We start from the raw sequence: 14,875 nt of genomic DNA, 5'->3' as shown, positions 1-14,875 counted from the left end.
CACCGACCGAACTGGTTCCGACAGCCGACAGTTCCTCGAGTATGAATAACTACCACTATTTATCAGGATGGATGTCGAGTGGGCGCGTACATGGCCGTCGAGGACCGACGGACGACCGAAAGGAATCGATCGATCCAGGGCAGCGACCGCGAGCGGGAACGCGAGGGAGGCGCGGGTGACGAGAGCGGCGAGGGCGACGCACGGTTAGCCGCTGCCCTCCAAGCCGCCTGCCGCGGCGACGTCCGGTTCGACGAGTACACGCGCGTGCTCTACGCGACCGACGGCAGCATCTACGGCGCGCAGCCGGCCGGCGTCGTCCTCCCGCGGGATACCGACGACGTCCGCGCCGCCGTCCGCGTCGCAGCCGAGCACGGCGCGCCGGTACTTCCGCGGGGCGCGGGCTCGTCGCTCGCCGGGCAGGCGGTCGGCCCCGGCTGCGTCGTGCTTGATCTCTCGCGCCACATGAACGAAATCCGGGAGATCGACCCCGACGAGCAACGAGCCGTCGTCCAGCCCGGCGTCGTACAGGACCATCTGGACGACGCCCTCGATTCTCACGGACTCAAGTTCGCGCCCGATCCGGCGTCCTCGAACCGGGCGACGATCGGCGGCGGGATCGGCAACAACTCGACCGGCGCCCACTCAGTCCGGTACGGGATCACGGACGCCTACGTCGAGGAGTGTCGGGTCGTCCTCGCGGACGGGTCGCTGATCCGGACGCGGGACGTCGTCCTCGATAGCCCGGAGTGGAACCGAATCGTCGAAAAGGACGACCGCGAGGCCGCGATCTACCGAACGGTCCGCGCGATCGTCGAGGACAACGCCGACGAAATCGAGGCCCGGTATCCGGAACTCAAGCGCAGCGTCAGCGGCTACAACCTCCAGAAGGTGATCCGGGAGGACGACGACGGGAACCGCATCATCAACCTCTCGAAACTCCTCGTCGGCGCCGAAGGGACCCTCGGCGTCGTCGTCGAGGCCACGCTCTCGCTGGTCACTCGCCCCGAAGAAACCGCCCTCGTCGTCTGCTGCTACGACGAGCTGCTCGAGGCGCTGGCCGCCGTTCCCGACGCGCTGGACCTCGAGGCCAGCGCCGTCGAACTGATGGACGAGGAGGTGTTCCGGCTGGCCGCGAACTCCCAGGAGTACGCCGAGTACGCGGCCCCGATCCCCGACGGCACCGCCGCGGCGCTGATGCTCGAGTTCGATTCGGAGGTGTACGAGGACCTGCCCGACGCGGTCGAGGACGCGCGGGCGCACCTCGTCGACGAGGGGGCCGCGTTCGACTCCATCGAGGCCTTTTCGCCCGCCAAGCGGGATCGCCTCTGGAAGCTCCGGAAGGCCGCGATTCCGCTCCTGATGAGCATGGAGGGCGACCCGAAGCCGTACCCGTTCGTCGAGGACGCCTCCGTCCCGCCCGAGGAACTCGCCGCGTACGTCGACGGCTTTCAGGACATTCTCGAGGCCCACGACACGACGGCGGCGTACTTCGCCCACGCGGGCGTCGGAACGCTGCACATTCGGCCCGTACTGAACCTCAAGGAGGAGGACGATGTGGAGAAAGTGCGCTCGATCGCTGACGACGTGACCGATCTCGTGCTCGAGCACGAGGGTTCCTTTTCGGGCGAGCACGGCGACGGCCTCGCGCGGACGGAGTTCAATCCGAAGCTGTACGGTCCGGACCTCTGGCAGGCGTTCAAGGACGTGAAATCCGCGTTCGATCCCGACTGGCGGCTGAATCCCGGCAAGGTCGTCTACCGGGACGACGACCCCACGGATATCCGCGAGCACCTCCGCTACGGCGCCGACTACGCCTCGCTCGAGCCCCGGACGGCCCAGGACTTCGACGAGGAGGGGGGCTTCTCGCACCTCGTGGAACTGTGCAACGGCTGTGGCACCTGCCGACAGACGGATTCGGACGTGATGTGTCCGACCTACCGGGCGACCGAGGAGGAGATCGCGACCACCCGCGGGCGGGCCAACCTGCTCCGGGCGGCGATCAGCGGCGACCTCGAGCCCGAGGAGCGGTTCAGCGAGCGGTTTCAGGAGGAGGTGCTCGACCTCTGTATCGGCTGCAAGGGCTGTCAGAGCGACTGCCCGACCGGCGTCGACCTCGCGAAGCTCAAGGCCGAGGTGAAACACGGCTACCACGAGCGCGAGGGGCTGTCGCTGCGCGAGCGGCTGTTCGGCAACGTTGACCGGCTCGCGGCGCTGGGGAGCGCGGTCGCGCCGCTCGCGAACCGCGCACCGGAACTGCCGGGCGCGCGGACCGTCCTCGAGGAACTCGTTGGCGTCGCGGCCGACCGGACGCTGCCGACGTTCGAGCGCGAGTCGCTCGTCGACTGGTTCGCCGAGCGAGGGCCGCAGGTCGACCCCGACGAGGCGACAGCAGGTGTCGTCCTCTATCCCGACACCTACACGAACTACTCAAACCCCGAACCGGGGAAAGCCGCCGTCGAAGTGCTCGAGGCCGCCGACGTCTACGTCGCGGTCCCCGATCTCGGGCCGACCGGCCGCGCGGCGTACTCCCAGGGGATGTTAGACGTCGCCGCCGACCGCGGTCGGGCGCTGCTCGAGGAGTTGGAGCCCTACCTCGAGAAGGGCTGGTCGGTCGTCTTCGTCGAGCCGTCGGACGCGGCGATGGTCGTCGACGAGTACCGATCGATAGTCGACACCGAGGACGAACGGCTCGAGCGGCTGGCGGCTAACACCTACGGGATCTGCGAGTACTTCGACGAGCACCGGCTGGACGAGGACCTCTCCTTCCGCGACGGGACGGCCGGCGAACGGCTGACGGTGCACGGCCACTGCCACCAGAAGGCCCGCGGCGCGGACCACCACGCGGTCGGCGTGCTCCGCCGTGCGGGCTATCGGGTCGATCCCGTCGACTCCGGCTGTTGTGGCATGGCCGGTAGCTTCGGCTACGAAGCCGACCACTACGATCTCTCGAGGGCGATCGGCGACCTCCTGCGGGAACAACTCGAGGCCCTCGAGACGACCGCCGACGGCGACAACGATGCGGCCGACGAACCGACGGTCGTCGCCCCGGGCACCTCCTGTCGGACCCAGATCGGCGACTTCGACGGCTACGAGCGACCGCCGCATCCGGTCGAACTGCTCGCTCGCGGGCTCGCGGAGTGAGCCGCCGGGTCGCTCAGTTCGAGGCCGGGTCCGCCCGGTCCCGGTCGGTCGGATCCGGCGGCGCGCGTTCGCTTTCGACGCCGGTCACCTCGAACCGGGCGCCGCCGGCCTCGCTCTCGGTCGCCGCGACGGTCCAGCCGTGGGCTTCGGCGATCCGCTCCACGATGCTCAGTCCGAGGCCCGTGCCGTCCCCGTCGCCGGTGTAGCCGCTCTCGAAGATCCGCTCGCGCCGATCGGACGGGATGCCGCGCCCGTCGTCTTCGACGTAGAACCCCTCGATCGCCCCCTCGCCGCCGATCGTTCCGACTGTAATTTCTATCGCGTTCGATCCATCGGCGGCCGGATCGTCCGCCTCGCCAGCGCCGTCGACAGGCTTCGGCGCCGGACTCGAGGACGGCCGCCCGTGCTCGATCGCGTTCCGAAACAGGTTCTCGAAGAGGCGCGTCGTCCGATCCGCGTCAGCGCGGATCGTCGCGGTCGCGTCGACCGTCAGTTCCGCAGCCGCCGAGTCGACGTGGTCCCAGGCCCGCTCGACGAGGGATTCGAGCGCGACCGGCTCCGGGTCGGTAACCTCGTCGCCGTCGCGGGTCAGTGCGAGCACGTCGTCGATGATCGTCTCCATGCGCTCGAGCGACCGCGCGGCGTCCTCGAGGTGGGACGTGTCGCCGGTTTCCCGCGCGAGGGAGACGTAGCCGTCGGCGACGCTCAACGGGTTCCGCAGGTCGTGCGAGACCATGCTCGCGAACCGGTCGAGCCGCTCGTTCTGGCGCTCGAGTTTCCGTTCGTGGCGTTTCCGTTCTGTGATGTCTGACGCGACGACGATCCAGCCGACGTGTCGGTTCCGGCTGTCGTCGATTGGCGTCACCCGGACATCGTAGTACGAGTCATTAACGGAGAGGACGCCGCGGCTCTTGTCCCGAACTGCCGTGAGCGTTTCGTACAGGTCGATCGCCGCGGGCGAAAAGAGCGATTCGATGGATCGGCCGACGATCGCCTCGTCGTCGTTGTCGATGAACCGACGGCCAGAGGGATTGACGTCGACGAGTCGGTCGTCGCGATCGATGACGAACACGCCCTCAGCGATCGTGTCGAGAACGCGGTGGCGAGCGATCGGCACGATGTCTGTCAACTGATAGCGAACGATCGCGATCGCATACAGCCCGCCGGCGACGATAAACCCGATCGGCGTCGTGTCGAATCCGACGAGGCCGAACGTGTAGAGCGCGTTCGCCGGCAACGGCACGAGCAACGCCCCGGTCAGCGCCGCGGCTTGCCCGCGGTACAGCGCCCGCGAGTTGTACAGCAGTTCGAGGATCACGGCGGTACTGATCAGCACCAGCAGGTACGAGTAGACCAGATGCGCGTCGAACGCGGTGCCGAACTCGACTGCGATCCCGGTCAGCGCCGTCGGATCCGGCTCGAGGACGGTAAAGAAGGTGTTTCCAGGGTTCCAGAACGCTAGGGCGAGGACGAGCACGGGCTCGATCGACAGGAGTGCGACCAGCCGTCGCGTGACGAACCGCTCTCGGCCCGCGTACTCGAGCGCGAACAGGAGACTGCCGAGCACGGTGCCGCCCACGCCGACGTAGAGGATCCGAAGCGCGAACGATGAAACCGCGTACGACTCGGCGAACGTCGCGACGAACAGCGATCCCGCCCAGACGGCCGCGGCAACCAGCGACGCTGTCAAGGGGACGGCACCGGCGGCGTCACGGTGGCGCCAGACGACGCCGCTAAGAACGAGAGCGACTATCGTCGCGACGGCGTACGCGACGAGCACCGCGTTCTGAACGATAGCCACCGATATCGTTCGATCATTGGGAGACTATTTGGAAAACCTTGTGGCCCACGGGTTCGTGTCGGTCGAATCGGCATCCGTCCCGTTCGGAGCGCCGGCGCCGACGGCCGTTCGAGTCGCGACCGGTATCGGTGCGGTCTTGTGGCGCCCCGCCGATACGTTCGACCATGCCCGTTCCGAAATCCGAGTTCGACAGCCTGCCACCCTGTGACTTCTACACGCCCGGGGAACTCCTCGAGCCCGATCAGATGTACACCGTCTACGAGATCGCCCGACTGCTGCAGGGCTTAGAGCCCGACGCGGAGATCGAAGAGGAAACCGAGGCCATCCTGCTGGACTGGGCGATTCCGTGGATCATGACGAACGCGGACGACCTCGTGGTCGCGGAGCCGCGCAGCGACGACGAGCCCGGTTACTACGGGCTCAAGGAGGACGAGGCAGACGACGCCGACGACGCCGACGAATGATCTTCCTCGTCGTCGGCGCCGACCGCGTCGACGCCGGCAAGACCACGTTCTCGACCGGCCTGCTCGAGCGGACCGGCGCGGTCGGCTACAAGCCCCGCGCGGGCAACGACTACTGGTTCGACCACGACGACTGTCGGCGGGCGCTGTCTGCTGGCCGTCTCTACGGCAAGGACGCGAAGCGACTCGCCGGCGCCGAGAACGGCGCTCGAGCGCCCGAGCGGCTCAATCCGGTCCACCGTCTGTGGCGACCGTCCCCCGGCGGCGGGAGCGGTCTGCTCGGGCGCAGTGACCGGGAGTTCGTCGTCGATCGAGTCGGCCGCCTCGATGACGGCGACGCCGCGGGGGAGCCGACGTTCGTTCGCAACGCCACCGCGGACGTCCCCGACGCGGTCGCCGAGGCGCTCCCGCTCGAGGACGCCATCACCGTCGAGACGGTCGAGGAGTTCAACGAGATCGCCGAGCGACGCTACGTCCCGGCCTTCGAGTCGCTGGCCGCGGAGATCGAATCCGCGGACGTCGCCGTCGTCGAGTCCTACGGCGACATCGCTCAGCCGCTCCAATCGCTCGATCCCGCCGCTGTCGCTGCGGTCGCGGCCGTCGAACCGGGCCGCGCCCGGATCTACCCCGGCGACCGCTACTGCCGCGCCTGCGAGATCGCGAGTTCGAGCCCGCAGGACGGCCAGCTCGAGAAGCGCGTTCCCGACGTCCTCGAGTATCTCGACCCGCTCGAGCGCGTGAAGTTACCGCCGCTGAGTGATACAGTGCGGGACGATCCGGCGCGGATCGCCGAGGCATATGCAGCGGCGTACGATGCGCTGTTGGCTGCCGCGACGGACGTCTGATCGCTAGCGCGGCCGGCGAGGTTCGATCCCTCCTTCGGCCGGTTGTGGTCCGCTTTCTCCGTTTTGACGACCGTTATCGAGTTCGACCGCTCGAGAACCGCGATCGCAGTCGTTCGACCGCCGAGTACCGGCCTCGAGACGCGCAGTGACAGGGAGCGACACGCCCGCCGCACGATCACAGCGGTTAAGACCACTCAGTAGAACAACCGCGTAATGAGACGACGAACCTTCCTCGGCGCCGTCGGTGGCGCAAGCGCGGTCGGCGTCGCCGGCTGTTTGACCCAGGAGAACAGCGGGAACGGCGACGGCAACGGCGACGGTGAAACCGAAAACGGGACCGGCAACGGAAACGGTTCCGAGGGCAACGAGACGGACGACGGGAACGGCGCCGACGAATCGACACTCGAGGGCACGCTGCAGGTCGTCACCTACGAGTCGATGCTCGACGGGGAGAACCCCGCCGGCCCGTGGCTCAAGGACGCCTTCGAGGCCGAGTACCCCGACGTGACCCTCGAGTGGACGCGCCTGCCCGACCAGGGGATCAACTACTACATCGAGCGCGCCGCACAGGACGTCGAGATCGAACCCGACGTCTACCTCGGGCTGAACGTCGACGACCTCGTCCTCGTCGACGACAACCTGGGGGACGGCGGCCTGTTCGGCGAACTCGAGCGCGACGGCCTCGAGCACGCAGATCGGGTCCGTGACGGACTCGACGTGGGCGACCCCCACGACCGCGTGCTGCCCTACGACACGGGGTACATCAGCATCGTCTACGACGAGAACGAGGTCGACGAACCCCAGACCTTCGAGGACCTGACCGAACCCCCCTACGAGGACGCGCTGCTGGCACAGAACGCCCAGGCCTCCGACCCGGGCCAGGCGTTCCTCCTGTGGACGATCGACGCGTTCGGCGAGGACGGCTACCTCGACTACTGGCGCGAGTTGGACGACAACGGCGTCCGCATCCTCGACGACTGGACCGAATCCTACTCCGGCGCGTACATGGAGGGCGAGCGGCCGATGGTCGTCTCCTACTCGACGGATCAGGTCTACGCCAACGAGTACGACTACGACTTCTCGCGCCACCAGGTCGCGTTCCTGAACGACCAGGGGTACGCGAACCCGGAGGGGATGGCGATCTTCGAGGGCAGCGAGAACGCCGATCTCGCCGAGGCGTTCTTCGATTTCGTCCTCTCGAACGAACCCCAGGCCGAGATCGCCCAGCGCAACGTCCAGTTCCCCGCCGTCGCGGACGAGTACGTCGACCTCGACGAGGAGTTCGACCAGTACGCCCACGTCCCGCCGGAACCGGTGACGCTCGGCTACGACCGACTCCGCGGGAATCTCGATCAGTGGGTCGACGACTGGGCCCGCGAGTTCGCCAGCCAGTAACGGAACCGCCCGCCCACCGCCATAGACCGCGACAGCCGTCCCCTCGACTCAACCCGTGTCCACCGCCTCAGACGATCGCATCAGTGCGGCGCTCGAGCGCGTCCCCGATTCCGTGAGCGACCGGCTCGAGCGTCGCGCGCTCTCTCTCGCGGCCCTCGTCACGGCCGCGATCCTTGCCGTCATGCTCTACGTCCCCGTCGGCGTCGTCTTCGTCAACGCCGTCGTCGAGGACGGAGCGGCGACGCTCGCCAACTTCCGCGCGGTGCTGACCGATCCCTTCTATTTCGGCGTCCTCGCGGACGTCTTCGCGGACCCGCTCGCGATCGGCCGCCACCTCGAGGGACTCGCCGGCTGGCTCGCGGCGATTTCGGTCTCGGCGTCGCTCGAGGGGGTTGTCGTTCCCGTACCCGGCGTCGGGCTCGAGATTCCGGTGCCGTGGCTCGACGTTAGCGTTCCCGCCGTTCGGAAGGGGCTGTTCGGCTTCACGGCCTACCAGGCCGTCCTCTCGACGGCCGCGAGCGTCGCGCTCGGGCTGCCGGCCGCGTACGTCCTCGCGAACTACGAGTTCTACGGCCGGCGGACGCTGCGCTCGCTGACGATCCTGCCGTTCGTCCTGCCGGGGATCATGGTCGCGGTCGGCTTCTACGCGATGTTCGGCCGCGCGGGGACGCTCAACGGCCTGCTCGGGTTGGTCGACGTCGGGCCGATTCCGTTCATCGAGGCGAACCCGCTCGCGATCGTCGTCGTCGCCCACGCCTTCTACAACGCGCCGCTGGTCGCCAGACTCACCGTCGCCGCGTGGGAGTCGGTCGACGTCCGTGCCGTCGAAACCGCCCGCAGTCTCGGCGCGGGTCCGCGGCGCGCGTTCCGGGACGTCGTCGTCCCCCAGCTCGCGCCGGCCGTCCTCACCGGCGCCCTGCTGACCTTCGTGTTCACCTTCATGACCTTCCCCATCGTGCTCGCGCTCGGCGGGCTCCAGCTGGCGACCGTCGAGGTCTGGATCTACGACCGCATCCAGCAACTCGACTACGCCGAGGCCGCGACGCTCGCGATCCTCGAGACGGCGCTCTCGCTCGGGCTGACCTACGCCTACCTCCGGTACGAGTCCGCGCAGGCCGGCTTTTCCCAGACCGCGTCGCCGCCATCGAAAGAACCGCTGTTTCCGGACCTGCGGACGACCCTGACCGGCCGGCGACTCGCGATCGTCGCCTACGGCCTCGTCGCGCTCGTCGTCTTCGTCGGGCCGCTGGCGAGTCTGGTGCTGGGTAGTCTCACCGACGGGAGCGGGCTGACGCTGCGCCACTACGCCTTCCTCCTCGAGCGCCAACTCGAGGGGGCGAACTTTCAGACGCAGCCCCTGCCCGCGATCCGGAATTCGCTGGTGTTCGGCGTCGCGACGCTCGCCGTAGCCGTGCCGATGGGCGTCGTGATCTCGGTGCTGACGGTGCGGGCCGGCCGGCTCGGAACGGCGATCGACACGCTCGCGATGTTGCCCTTAGCGGTCAGCGGCGTCGTCTTCGGGATCGGACTCCTGCAGGGGTTGGTCTTCGGCCTCTCGCTTCCGGGCGGCTGGCGGCTGCAGCTTACGGGACCGATAGCGATCGTCGTCGCGCACGCGGTCGCGGCCTACCCCTTCGTGACCCGCAACGTCTCGCCGCTGCTCTCGAGCCTCGATTCCGCGATGGTCGAGTCCGCCCGCGCGCTCGGCGCCTCGCGGCTGCGCGCGCTGGTCGACGTCGAACTGCCGCTGGTCGCGACCGGCATCGTCGCCGGCGCCGCCTTCGCGTTCGCCATCTCGATCGGCGAGTTCTCTTCGACGGTAATTTTGGCCAGCGGCTCGGAGAGCTACACGATGCCCGTCGCCGTCGAGCGCTACCTGGGCCGCCGCTCCGGGCCCGCGATCGCCATGGGCACCCTGCTGTTGCTCGTTACTGCGGCGAGTTTCGTCGTCGTCGACCGCGTCGGCGGGAGGTACGAACCGTGACGGAGCTTCGCCTCGAGGGCGTCTCGAAGCGCTACGGCGACGCCGGCGGCAACGAGGAAGCTACGACGATTGCACTCCGGGATGTCGACCTGACCGTCCGCGACGGCGAGTTCTTCACGCTCGTCGGGCCCTCCGGCTGCGGGAAGACCACCACCCTGCGAACGATCGCCGGCTTCGAGGCGCCGACCGCCGGTCGCATCGCCTTCGACGGCGAGTCGACGACCGGCGTCCCGCCCGAGGAGCGCGACGTCGGAATCGTCTTCCAGAGCTACGCGCTCTTTCCGCACATGAGCGTCGCCGAGAACGTCGGCTACGGCCTCCAGTTCCGCGAGCCGCCCGAGGATACGACGACCGACGAGCGCGTCGCCGACCTGCTCGAGCTGGTCGACCTCGAGGGAATGGGCGATCGCTCTCCGGACCAACTCTCGGGCGGTCAGCAGCAACGAGTCGCACTCGCCCGCGCGCTCGCGCCCGAACCGGATCTCCTCTTGCTCGACGAGCCGATGAGCGCACTCGACGCGCAGCTCCGAGAGTCGCTGCGGCGGCAACTCGTGCGGATCCAGTCGGAACTCGGGATCACGACCGTCTACGTCACCCACGATCAGGCGGAGGCGCTGGCGATCTCGGATCGGGTGGCGGTGATGCGCGACGGCCGGGTCGAACAGGTCGGTCGCCCGCAGGAAATCTACCGCGAGCCCGACACCCGGTTCGTCGCGGAGTTCGTCGGAGACAACAACGTCTTCGACGGCGAAATCGTCGCCCGCGACGGCGATCGGGCGCAGGTTTCGATCGACGGGATGGACGCGGCCGTCGAACTCGCCGGCCTGCCGGCTGCGGACGCTCGGTCGGACGGATCGGGAGCGACGTCCGCGACGGCGGCGAACGAACTCGAGACCGGCCGCGTCTGTTTCTGCGTGCGACCGGGCGCGCTCTCCCGCGAACTCGAACGGAACCGACTCTCCGTGACCGTCGAGACCGCCGAGTTCCTCGGGGAGCAGGTCCGGGTCCACGGTTGCTGGAACGACGTCCCGATCGTGTTACGACTCGCTGACGTCCCGGACGAGGGCAGCGAGTTGACGGTCGGGTTCGCGCCCGAGGATGCACACGTCGTGGGCGTCAACGGCGTCTAACGCAACCGAGCCGACGCTCAGGCCTGCCGCGCCATCCGGGATGCCAGTTCCACGTGATCGTACGGCTCGTCGGTTACGCTCGGGCCGTGGCCCGCGTGCAGCGCCGTCAGGTCCTCGTCGATCCGCTCGAGCACGCGATCGATGCTCTCGATCAGCGTCGCCCGGTCGCCCTCCTCTAAGTCCGTCCGGCCGAAACTGCCGTTCTGGAAGACGAGGTCGCCCGCGAAGAGAATCTCCGGTTCGGGGGCGTAGAAGCAGAGGTGGTCGTCCTTGTGCCCGGGCGTGTGGAGGGCGACGTATTCGTGATCGCCCAGTTGGACCGTCCCCTCGTCTGCAATCTCGTGATCGATCGCAACCCCCTCGATCGCGGCGTCGTACCCCCACACTTCGACGTCGAACGCGTCCGTGACGGCCTCGAGGTTGTCGACGTGGTCCGGATGGGTGTGCGTGAGGACGACCGCCTCGAAGTCGCCGTCGAGGTTCGATCGGATCCGGTCGACGACGTCGAAGTTCGCGCCCGCGTCGACGAGGACCGTTCGCTCGCCCTCGACGAGGAAGACGTTGCTCGTGAACGCCTGCACGTCCGCCGCGAGATTGGTGATCATGCCCGTCGGTAGGCGGTCGCCCCGTTTTGCGTTTGCGTCTCCTCGCCATTCGACTACGACCGTCGTCGCCCCGCGCGGTCGCAGTGGCGATCGAACGGACTTATCACGCCATTGACTAGCATATTCACAAGCATTTTTAGCCCCCGCGCGTAGTTCCAAACCAATGACCCGGCCGGGCCCCGTTGGAGTGCTCATCGTCGTTCTGGTCCTTACCGTCTCGGCCGCGGGGAGCGGACCGATACTGACCGCCGGCGCGACCACCGGCTCCGGGTCCGGCTCCGGACTCGATTCGAGTGCGGGTGTCGGACCCGGTACCGGAAGCACTGCCGTCGGCACCGACAGTAGTGGTGTCACTCACTCCCACGCCCTCGAGTCGTCGCCACCGGAGGCGGCTATTGGACCATCCGATCCAGCCGGATTCAGCCCGTTCGAGGTAAGCATCGAGGATTTCGACAAGACGACGTTCGAGATTACCGTCCACGAGAACGGGTCGGCGACGTGGACGTTCAGCTACGAGCAACAGCTCGGCCAGGGAGATAACGAGACGTCGGAGGAGAGCTTCGAGGCGTTCGCCGAGGAGTTCGAAGGGGCGGAAACCGAACTCTACACGCTCTTTACCGAGCAGGCCCGGGCGATGGTCGAGTCCGGCACCGAACTCACCGGCCGGGAGATGGCGGCGACGAATTTCGACCGCTCCGCGCGGATCGACGGCCCGCTCAATCCGATGGGCGTCGTCGAAATGTCGTTTCGCTGGGACGGGTTCGCGGCCACCGAGGACGGCGCCGTCATCGTCGGCGACGTCTTCCAGAACCTCTACCTGACCGCCGACCAGTCCATGGTCATCGCCGCCGGCGACGGGCTCGCCTTCCAACACGTCGAACCCGAAGGCGACTACACCTACCAGTACGATAGCCGTAGCTCGGACACCGAACTCGAGGAGGCCGAATCGGTGCGCTGGCGCGGCGAGCGGGAGTTCTTCGACGACCGGCCGCGGGTCGTCTTCGACCGCACCGCCGCCAGCGGCGGCGTCCTGTCGTCGATAACGGGCACAGGTCCGTCGCTGCCGGTCGTCACGGCCGGCCTCGCCGTCCTCTTGGCAGTCGGCGGCGGCGCCGTCTGGTACCGCCGGCGGGACGACGCTGCCGTCGAAGACGGCACAACTGACGCCCCTGCCGCAGCGGCCGGCAGTTCCTCCCGAGGACAAAGCGGGACCGACACGGCCGCTGCAGCGGGTACAGGCGGCGCGGAGCAACCCACGCCGTCAGCCGCGTCGGCAGCCACGGCCGCAGCGGGCTCGAGCAGCGAGGCTGGCGATTCAACTGCTGGACCCGATTCCAACTCCAGCGGCGGTTCCGCCCCGCTCTCCGACGAAGAACTCCTCACCGACGAGGACCGCGTCGTCAAACTCATCCGCGAGAACGGCGGCCGCATGAAGCAAGTCAACATCGTCGAGGAAACCGGCTGGTCCAAGTCCAAGGTGAGCATGCTCCTCTCGGACATGGAGGACGACGGCCTCATCAGCAAGCTCCGCGTCGGCCGCGAAAACATCATCAGTCTCGACGGGTTCGAACCCGAAGCGACGAAGTCGCCGTTCGACGAGTAGCCGGTCGCATCCTCTTAGGCAATGTGCCGTTTGTAGTTCACCGTCTCGTGGCCACGTCCTCCCGTGGTACGGCGAATCACTCCCGAATCGAAACGGAATGCTTAAACATCCGACCGCGTTACGATTGAGTGCAGACGCGACGTGCGGTGCGCTCCGATAGTGTAGTCCGGCCAATCATATTGCCCTCTCGAGGCAATGACCAGGGTTCGAATCCCTGTCGGAGCACTCCTTCCTTCCGAGTCAAGTCCAGTAGCCGAGCGTGGGTCTCTACCGACGGAGTACCTTATAGCCCGCATACAGCGCCGTCGCGGCGAGACCGGCGACGACAGTCGACGGAAGATCGCGTCGCTGCCGGAGCCGCGTGTACAGACTCGACTCGGCGACGTGCCCCTCGTACCCGCCGCGTTCTTCGAGGTCGTCGGTCGGCTCGTCGAGCCCGTTCGCGTCGGTTGGCGGCGCATCCTTCTGCTGAAGATCGACGAAGAGCGTTTCCATGATCGTATCCATCAGCCCCGAGGCGGTCCGACCGAGGGCGGTCATGTTCTTGCCGCCCCCGCCGACGGTGATCTCGCGCTCGGGTTCGGGCGCTTCGGCCGCGTGGAGGATCGTCCGCGCGACGGTCTCGGGCGCGTAGACCGGCGCGGGGAGTGTCGCCGCCTCGTCCATGTAGTTTTTCGCGTGCTCCGCAAACGGGGTGTCAATCGCGCTCGGTTTGACGAGGGTTACCGAAACCGGGGCGCCCTCCTCCTCGAGTTCCATCCGGAGCGTGTCGGTAAAGCCCTTGACAGCGTGTTTTGAGGCGGAATAGCTGCCCTGCAGGATGACCGCTCGGTCGGAGACGATGCTCCCGATGTTAATGAGGCGACCGCCGCCGGTTTCCCTGAAGTGGTCGACGGCCTCGAGCGAGCCGTAGAGCAGCCCCCAGACGTTGACGTCGAACTGTTCGCGCATGTCCTCGACGGGGACGTCCTCGAGCGTGCCGTAGATGGAGACGGCGGCGCCGTTGACCCAGGTATCGAAGCCGCCGTCGGTCTCCTCGGCGACCCGTGCGATCTCGCGGACGTCGTCGCGGTCGCTCACGTCGGCGACGACGTACTCGGCGTCGCCGCCGTCCGCGCGGATCTCCTCGGTCGCCTCCCGCAGCGCGTCTTCGCTCCGGGCCGCGAGGACGACTCGCGCGCCGCGGTCGGCGGCCGTGCGCGCGGTTGCGAGACCGATTCCTGACGATGCGCCGGTGATGACGATCACCTGCTCCTCGAGGGGGGTCGTTGGCTGAGACATAGTGGAGTTGAGGGTCGTAGTCTGGTTGCTCGTCGCCGGTCGAGCACGGCTGCGTCCGCGGCGTCGAGCGGGAACGACAGCCGACCGACAAAGGGGTGGGCGGTCGGCTGCCGCAATCGACAGCTGGACTGCAGGTCCCGATGCGTTGCTACCTGACGCCTGTATACGCCGGCCGCGTCCCGCCGGGCTGTAGTTTGCTCGAGGCGGCCGGAACTCTCACATCGAGCGTCCGTCACCGCACGCGGGGCATCGCATCGTGTTGCTCGCGACCAGCACGTACGACCGACCGCAGCGGGAGCACGGCCCGCCGATCGTGACGCCGGCTTCGCGAGCGATCGCACACGTCGTCGTCCGCAACAGCCGCTGCTCCCGCTCGAGTCTGGTTACTCGCGCACCGAGGGCGTCGATCGCAGCCGCGGTCTCCCGGTTGTCTCGGGGTGGTCGAGTCGGGGTTGCTCGTTTCATCGCGTTCTATAGGGGCCGCTGCGAGAAAACCGTATCTCCGAATATCGGCGGTTCGACGTCCGTTTCTCCCGAGACGATTTCGGTATCGGCTCGAGCAGCGGGCCGCGATCGAATCGCGACTCGAGCCACGCTGCAGTCGCGGATAGTAATCCAGCAGCGCACGC

At 67.8% G+C, this 14,875-nt stretch carries 11 protein-coding genes and 1 tRNA gene; 8 read left to right on the top strand and 4 right to left on the bottom strand.

Translation table 11 applies throughout. The features are described from left to right. Positions 1 to 90: 90 nt before the first annotated feature. Positions 91 to 3,141: an FAD-binding and (Fe-S)-binding domain-containing protein gene (locus tag HALXA_RS00135; RefSeq protein ID WP_013878253.1), complete on the top strand. Its 3,051-nt coding sequence runs from the start codon at positions 91 to 93 to the stop codon at positions 3,139 to 3,141. Positions 3,142 to 3,154: 13 nt separating this feature from the next. Here the strand turns inward: HALXA_RS00135 and HALXA_RS00130 are convergent, their stop codons facing one another. Continuing rightward, complete coding sequence (locus HALXA_RS00130; RefSeq protein WP_013878252.1) at positions 3,155 to 4,942, bottom strand: sensor histidine kinase; 1,788 nt, start codon at positions 4,940 to 4,942, stop codon at positions 3,155 to 3,157. Between the two features lie 164 nt (positions 4,943 to 5,106). Here HALXA_RS00130 and HALXA_RS00125 point away from each other — a divergent pair, with 164 nt between their 5' ends. The 5 genes from HALXA_RS00125 (at position 5,107) to HALXA_RS00105 (ending at position 10,757) form a co-directional block, all read left to right on the top strand. After that, positions 5,107 to 5,406, top strand: coding sequence for a DUF5827 family protein (locus HALXA_RS00125; RefSeq protein ID WP_013878251.1), 300 nt, complete (start codon positions 5,107 to 5,109; stop codon positions 5,404 to 5,406). Then, entirely contained in the window at positions 5,403 to 6,248 is an 846-nt protein-coding gene (locus HALXA_RS00120) for an ATPase (protein WP_013878250.1), read from the top strand. Before HALXA_RS00125 ends, HALXA_RS00120 begins: the two co-directional genes overlap by 4 nt. Positions 6,249 to 6,461: 213 nt before the next feature. After that, positions 6,462 to 7,643 (top strand): thiamine ABC transporter substrate-binding protein, encoded by a 1,182-nt coding sequence (locus HALXA_RS00115; protein ID WP_013878249.1) that lies wholly within the window; start codon positions 6,462 to 6,464, stop codon positions 7,641 to 7,643. A gap of 79 nt (positions 7,644 to 7,722) precedes the next feature. Further along, on the top strand, positions 7,723 to 9,627 hold the full coding sequence (locus HALXA_RS00110) for an ABC transporter permease (RefSeq protein ID WP_049895363.1): 1,905 nt from the start codon (positions 7,723 to 7,725) through the stop codon (positions 9,625 to 9,627). Next, positions 9,624 to 10,757, top strand: a complete 1,134-nt coding sequence (locus HALXA_RS00105) for an ABC transporter ATP-binding protein (protein WP_013878247.1) — start codon at positions 9,624 to 9,626, stop codon at positions 10,755 to 10,757. Before HALXA_RS00110 ends, HALXA_RS00105 begins: the two co-directional genes overlap by 4 nt. A gap of 17 nt (positions 10,758 to 10,774) precedes the next feature. Here HALXA_RS00105 and HALXA_RS00100 read toward each other — a convergent pair whose 3' ends face one another. Then, a complete protein-coding gene (locus HALXA_RS00100) occupies positions 10,775 to 11,362 on the bottom strand; it encodes an MBL fold metallo-hydrolase (protein ID WP_013878246.1) in 588 nt (195 codons plus the stop codon). 163 nt (positions 11,363 to 11,525) lie between these two features. Between HALXA_RS00100 and HALXA_RS00095 the strand changes: the two genes are divergently transcribed. Further along, a complete protein-coding gene (locus HALXA_RS00095; protein WP_013878245.1) occupies positions 11,526 to 12,965 on the top strand; it encodes a helix-turn-helix transcriptional regulator in 1,440 nt (479 codons plus the stop codon). Between the two features lie 150 nt (positions 12,966 to 13,115). Then, positions 13,116 to 13,190 (top strand) — tRNA-Glu (locus HALXA_RS00090). A gap of 42 nt (positions 13,191 to 13,232) precedes the next feature. On the opposite strand, the gene HALXA_RS00085 is transcribed toward HALXA_RS00090, so the two are convergent. Both HALXA_RS00085 and HALXA_RS20875 read right to left on the bottom strand, forming a co-directional pair. Further along, positions 13,233 to 14,246, bottom strand: a complete 1,014-nt coding sequence (locus tag HALXA_RS00085) for an SDR family oxidoreductase (protein ID WP_013878244.1) — start codon at positions 14,244 to 14,246, stop codon at positions 13,233 to 13,235. Between the two features lie 216 nt (positions 14,247 to 14,462). After that, positions 14,463 to 14,711 carry a hypothetical protein gene (locus tag HALXA_RS20875; RefSeq protein ID WP_013878243.1) on the bottom strand — a complete coding sequence of 83 codons (249 nt, stop codon included), beginning with the start codon at positions 14,709 to 14,711 and terminating at the stop codon, positions 14,463 to 14,465. Positions 14,712 to 14,875 lie beyond the last annotated feature (164 nt).

Origin of the sequence: Halopiger xanaduensis SH-6, assembly GCF_000217715.1 — an archaeon.
GTDB classification, from domain to species: Archaea; Halobacteriota; Halobacteria; order Halobacteriales; family Natrialbaceae; genus Halopiger; species Halopiger xanaduensis.
The sequence above is the reverse complement of the archived record's forward strand: the minus strand, read 5'-3'. Positions and strand labels throughout refer to the sequence as shown.

Coding starts and splice junctions, on each gene's coding strand:
- HALXA_RS00135 (WP_013878253.1), top strand. CDS start 91: ATGGCCGTCGAGGACCGACGGACGACCGAAAGGAATCGATCGATCCAG.
- HALXA_RS00085 (WP_013878244.1), bottom strand. CDS start 14,246: ATGTCTCAGCCAACGACCCCCCTCGAGGAGCAGGTGATCGTCATCACC.
- HALXA_RS00125 (WP_013878251.1), top strand. CDS start 5,107: ATGCCCGTTCCGAAATCCGAGTTCGACAGCCTGCCACCCTGTGACTTC.
- HALXA_RS00095 (WP_013878245.1), top strand. CDS start 11,526: ATGACCCGGCCGGGCCCCGTTGGAGTGCTCATCGTCGTTCTGGTCCTT.
- HALXA_RS20875 (WP_013878243.1), bottom strand. CDS start 14,711: ATGAAACGAGCAACCCCGACTCGACCACCCCGAGACAACCGGGAGACC.
- HALXA_RS00120 (WP_013878250.1), top strand. CDS start 5,403: ATGATCTTCCTCGTCGTCGGCGCCGACCGCGTCGACGCCGGCAAGACC.
- HALXA_RS00115 (WP_013878249.1), top strand. CDS start 6,462: ATGAGACGACGAACCTTCCTCGGCGCCGTCGGTGGCGCAAGCGCGGTC.
- HALXA_RS00100 (WP_013878246.1), bottom strand. CDS start 11,362: ATGATCACCAATCTCGCGGCGGACGTGCAGGCGTTCACGAGCAACGTC.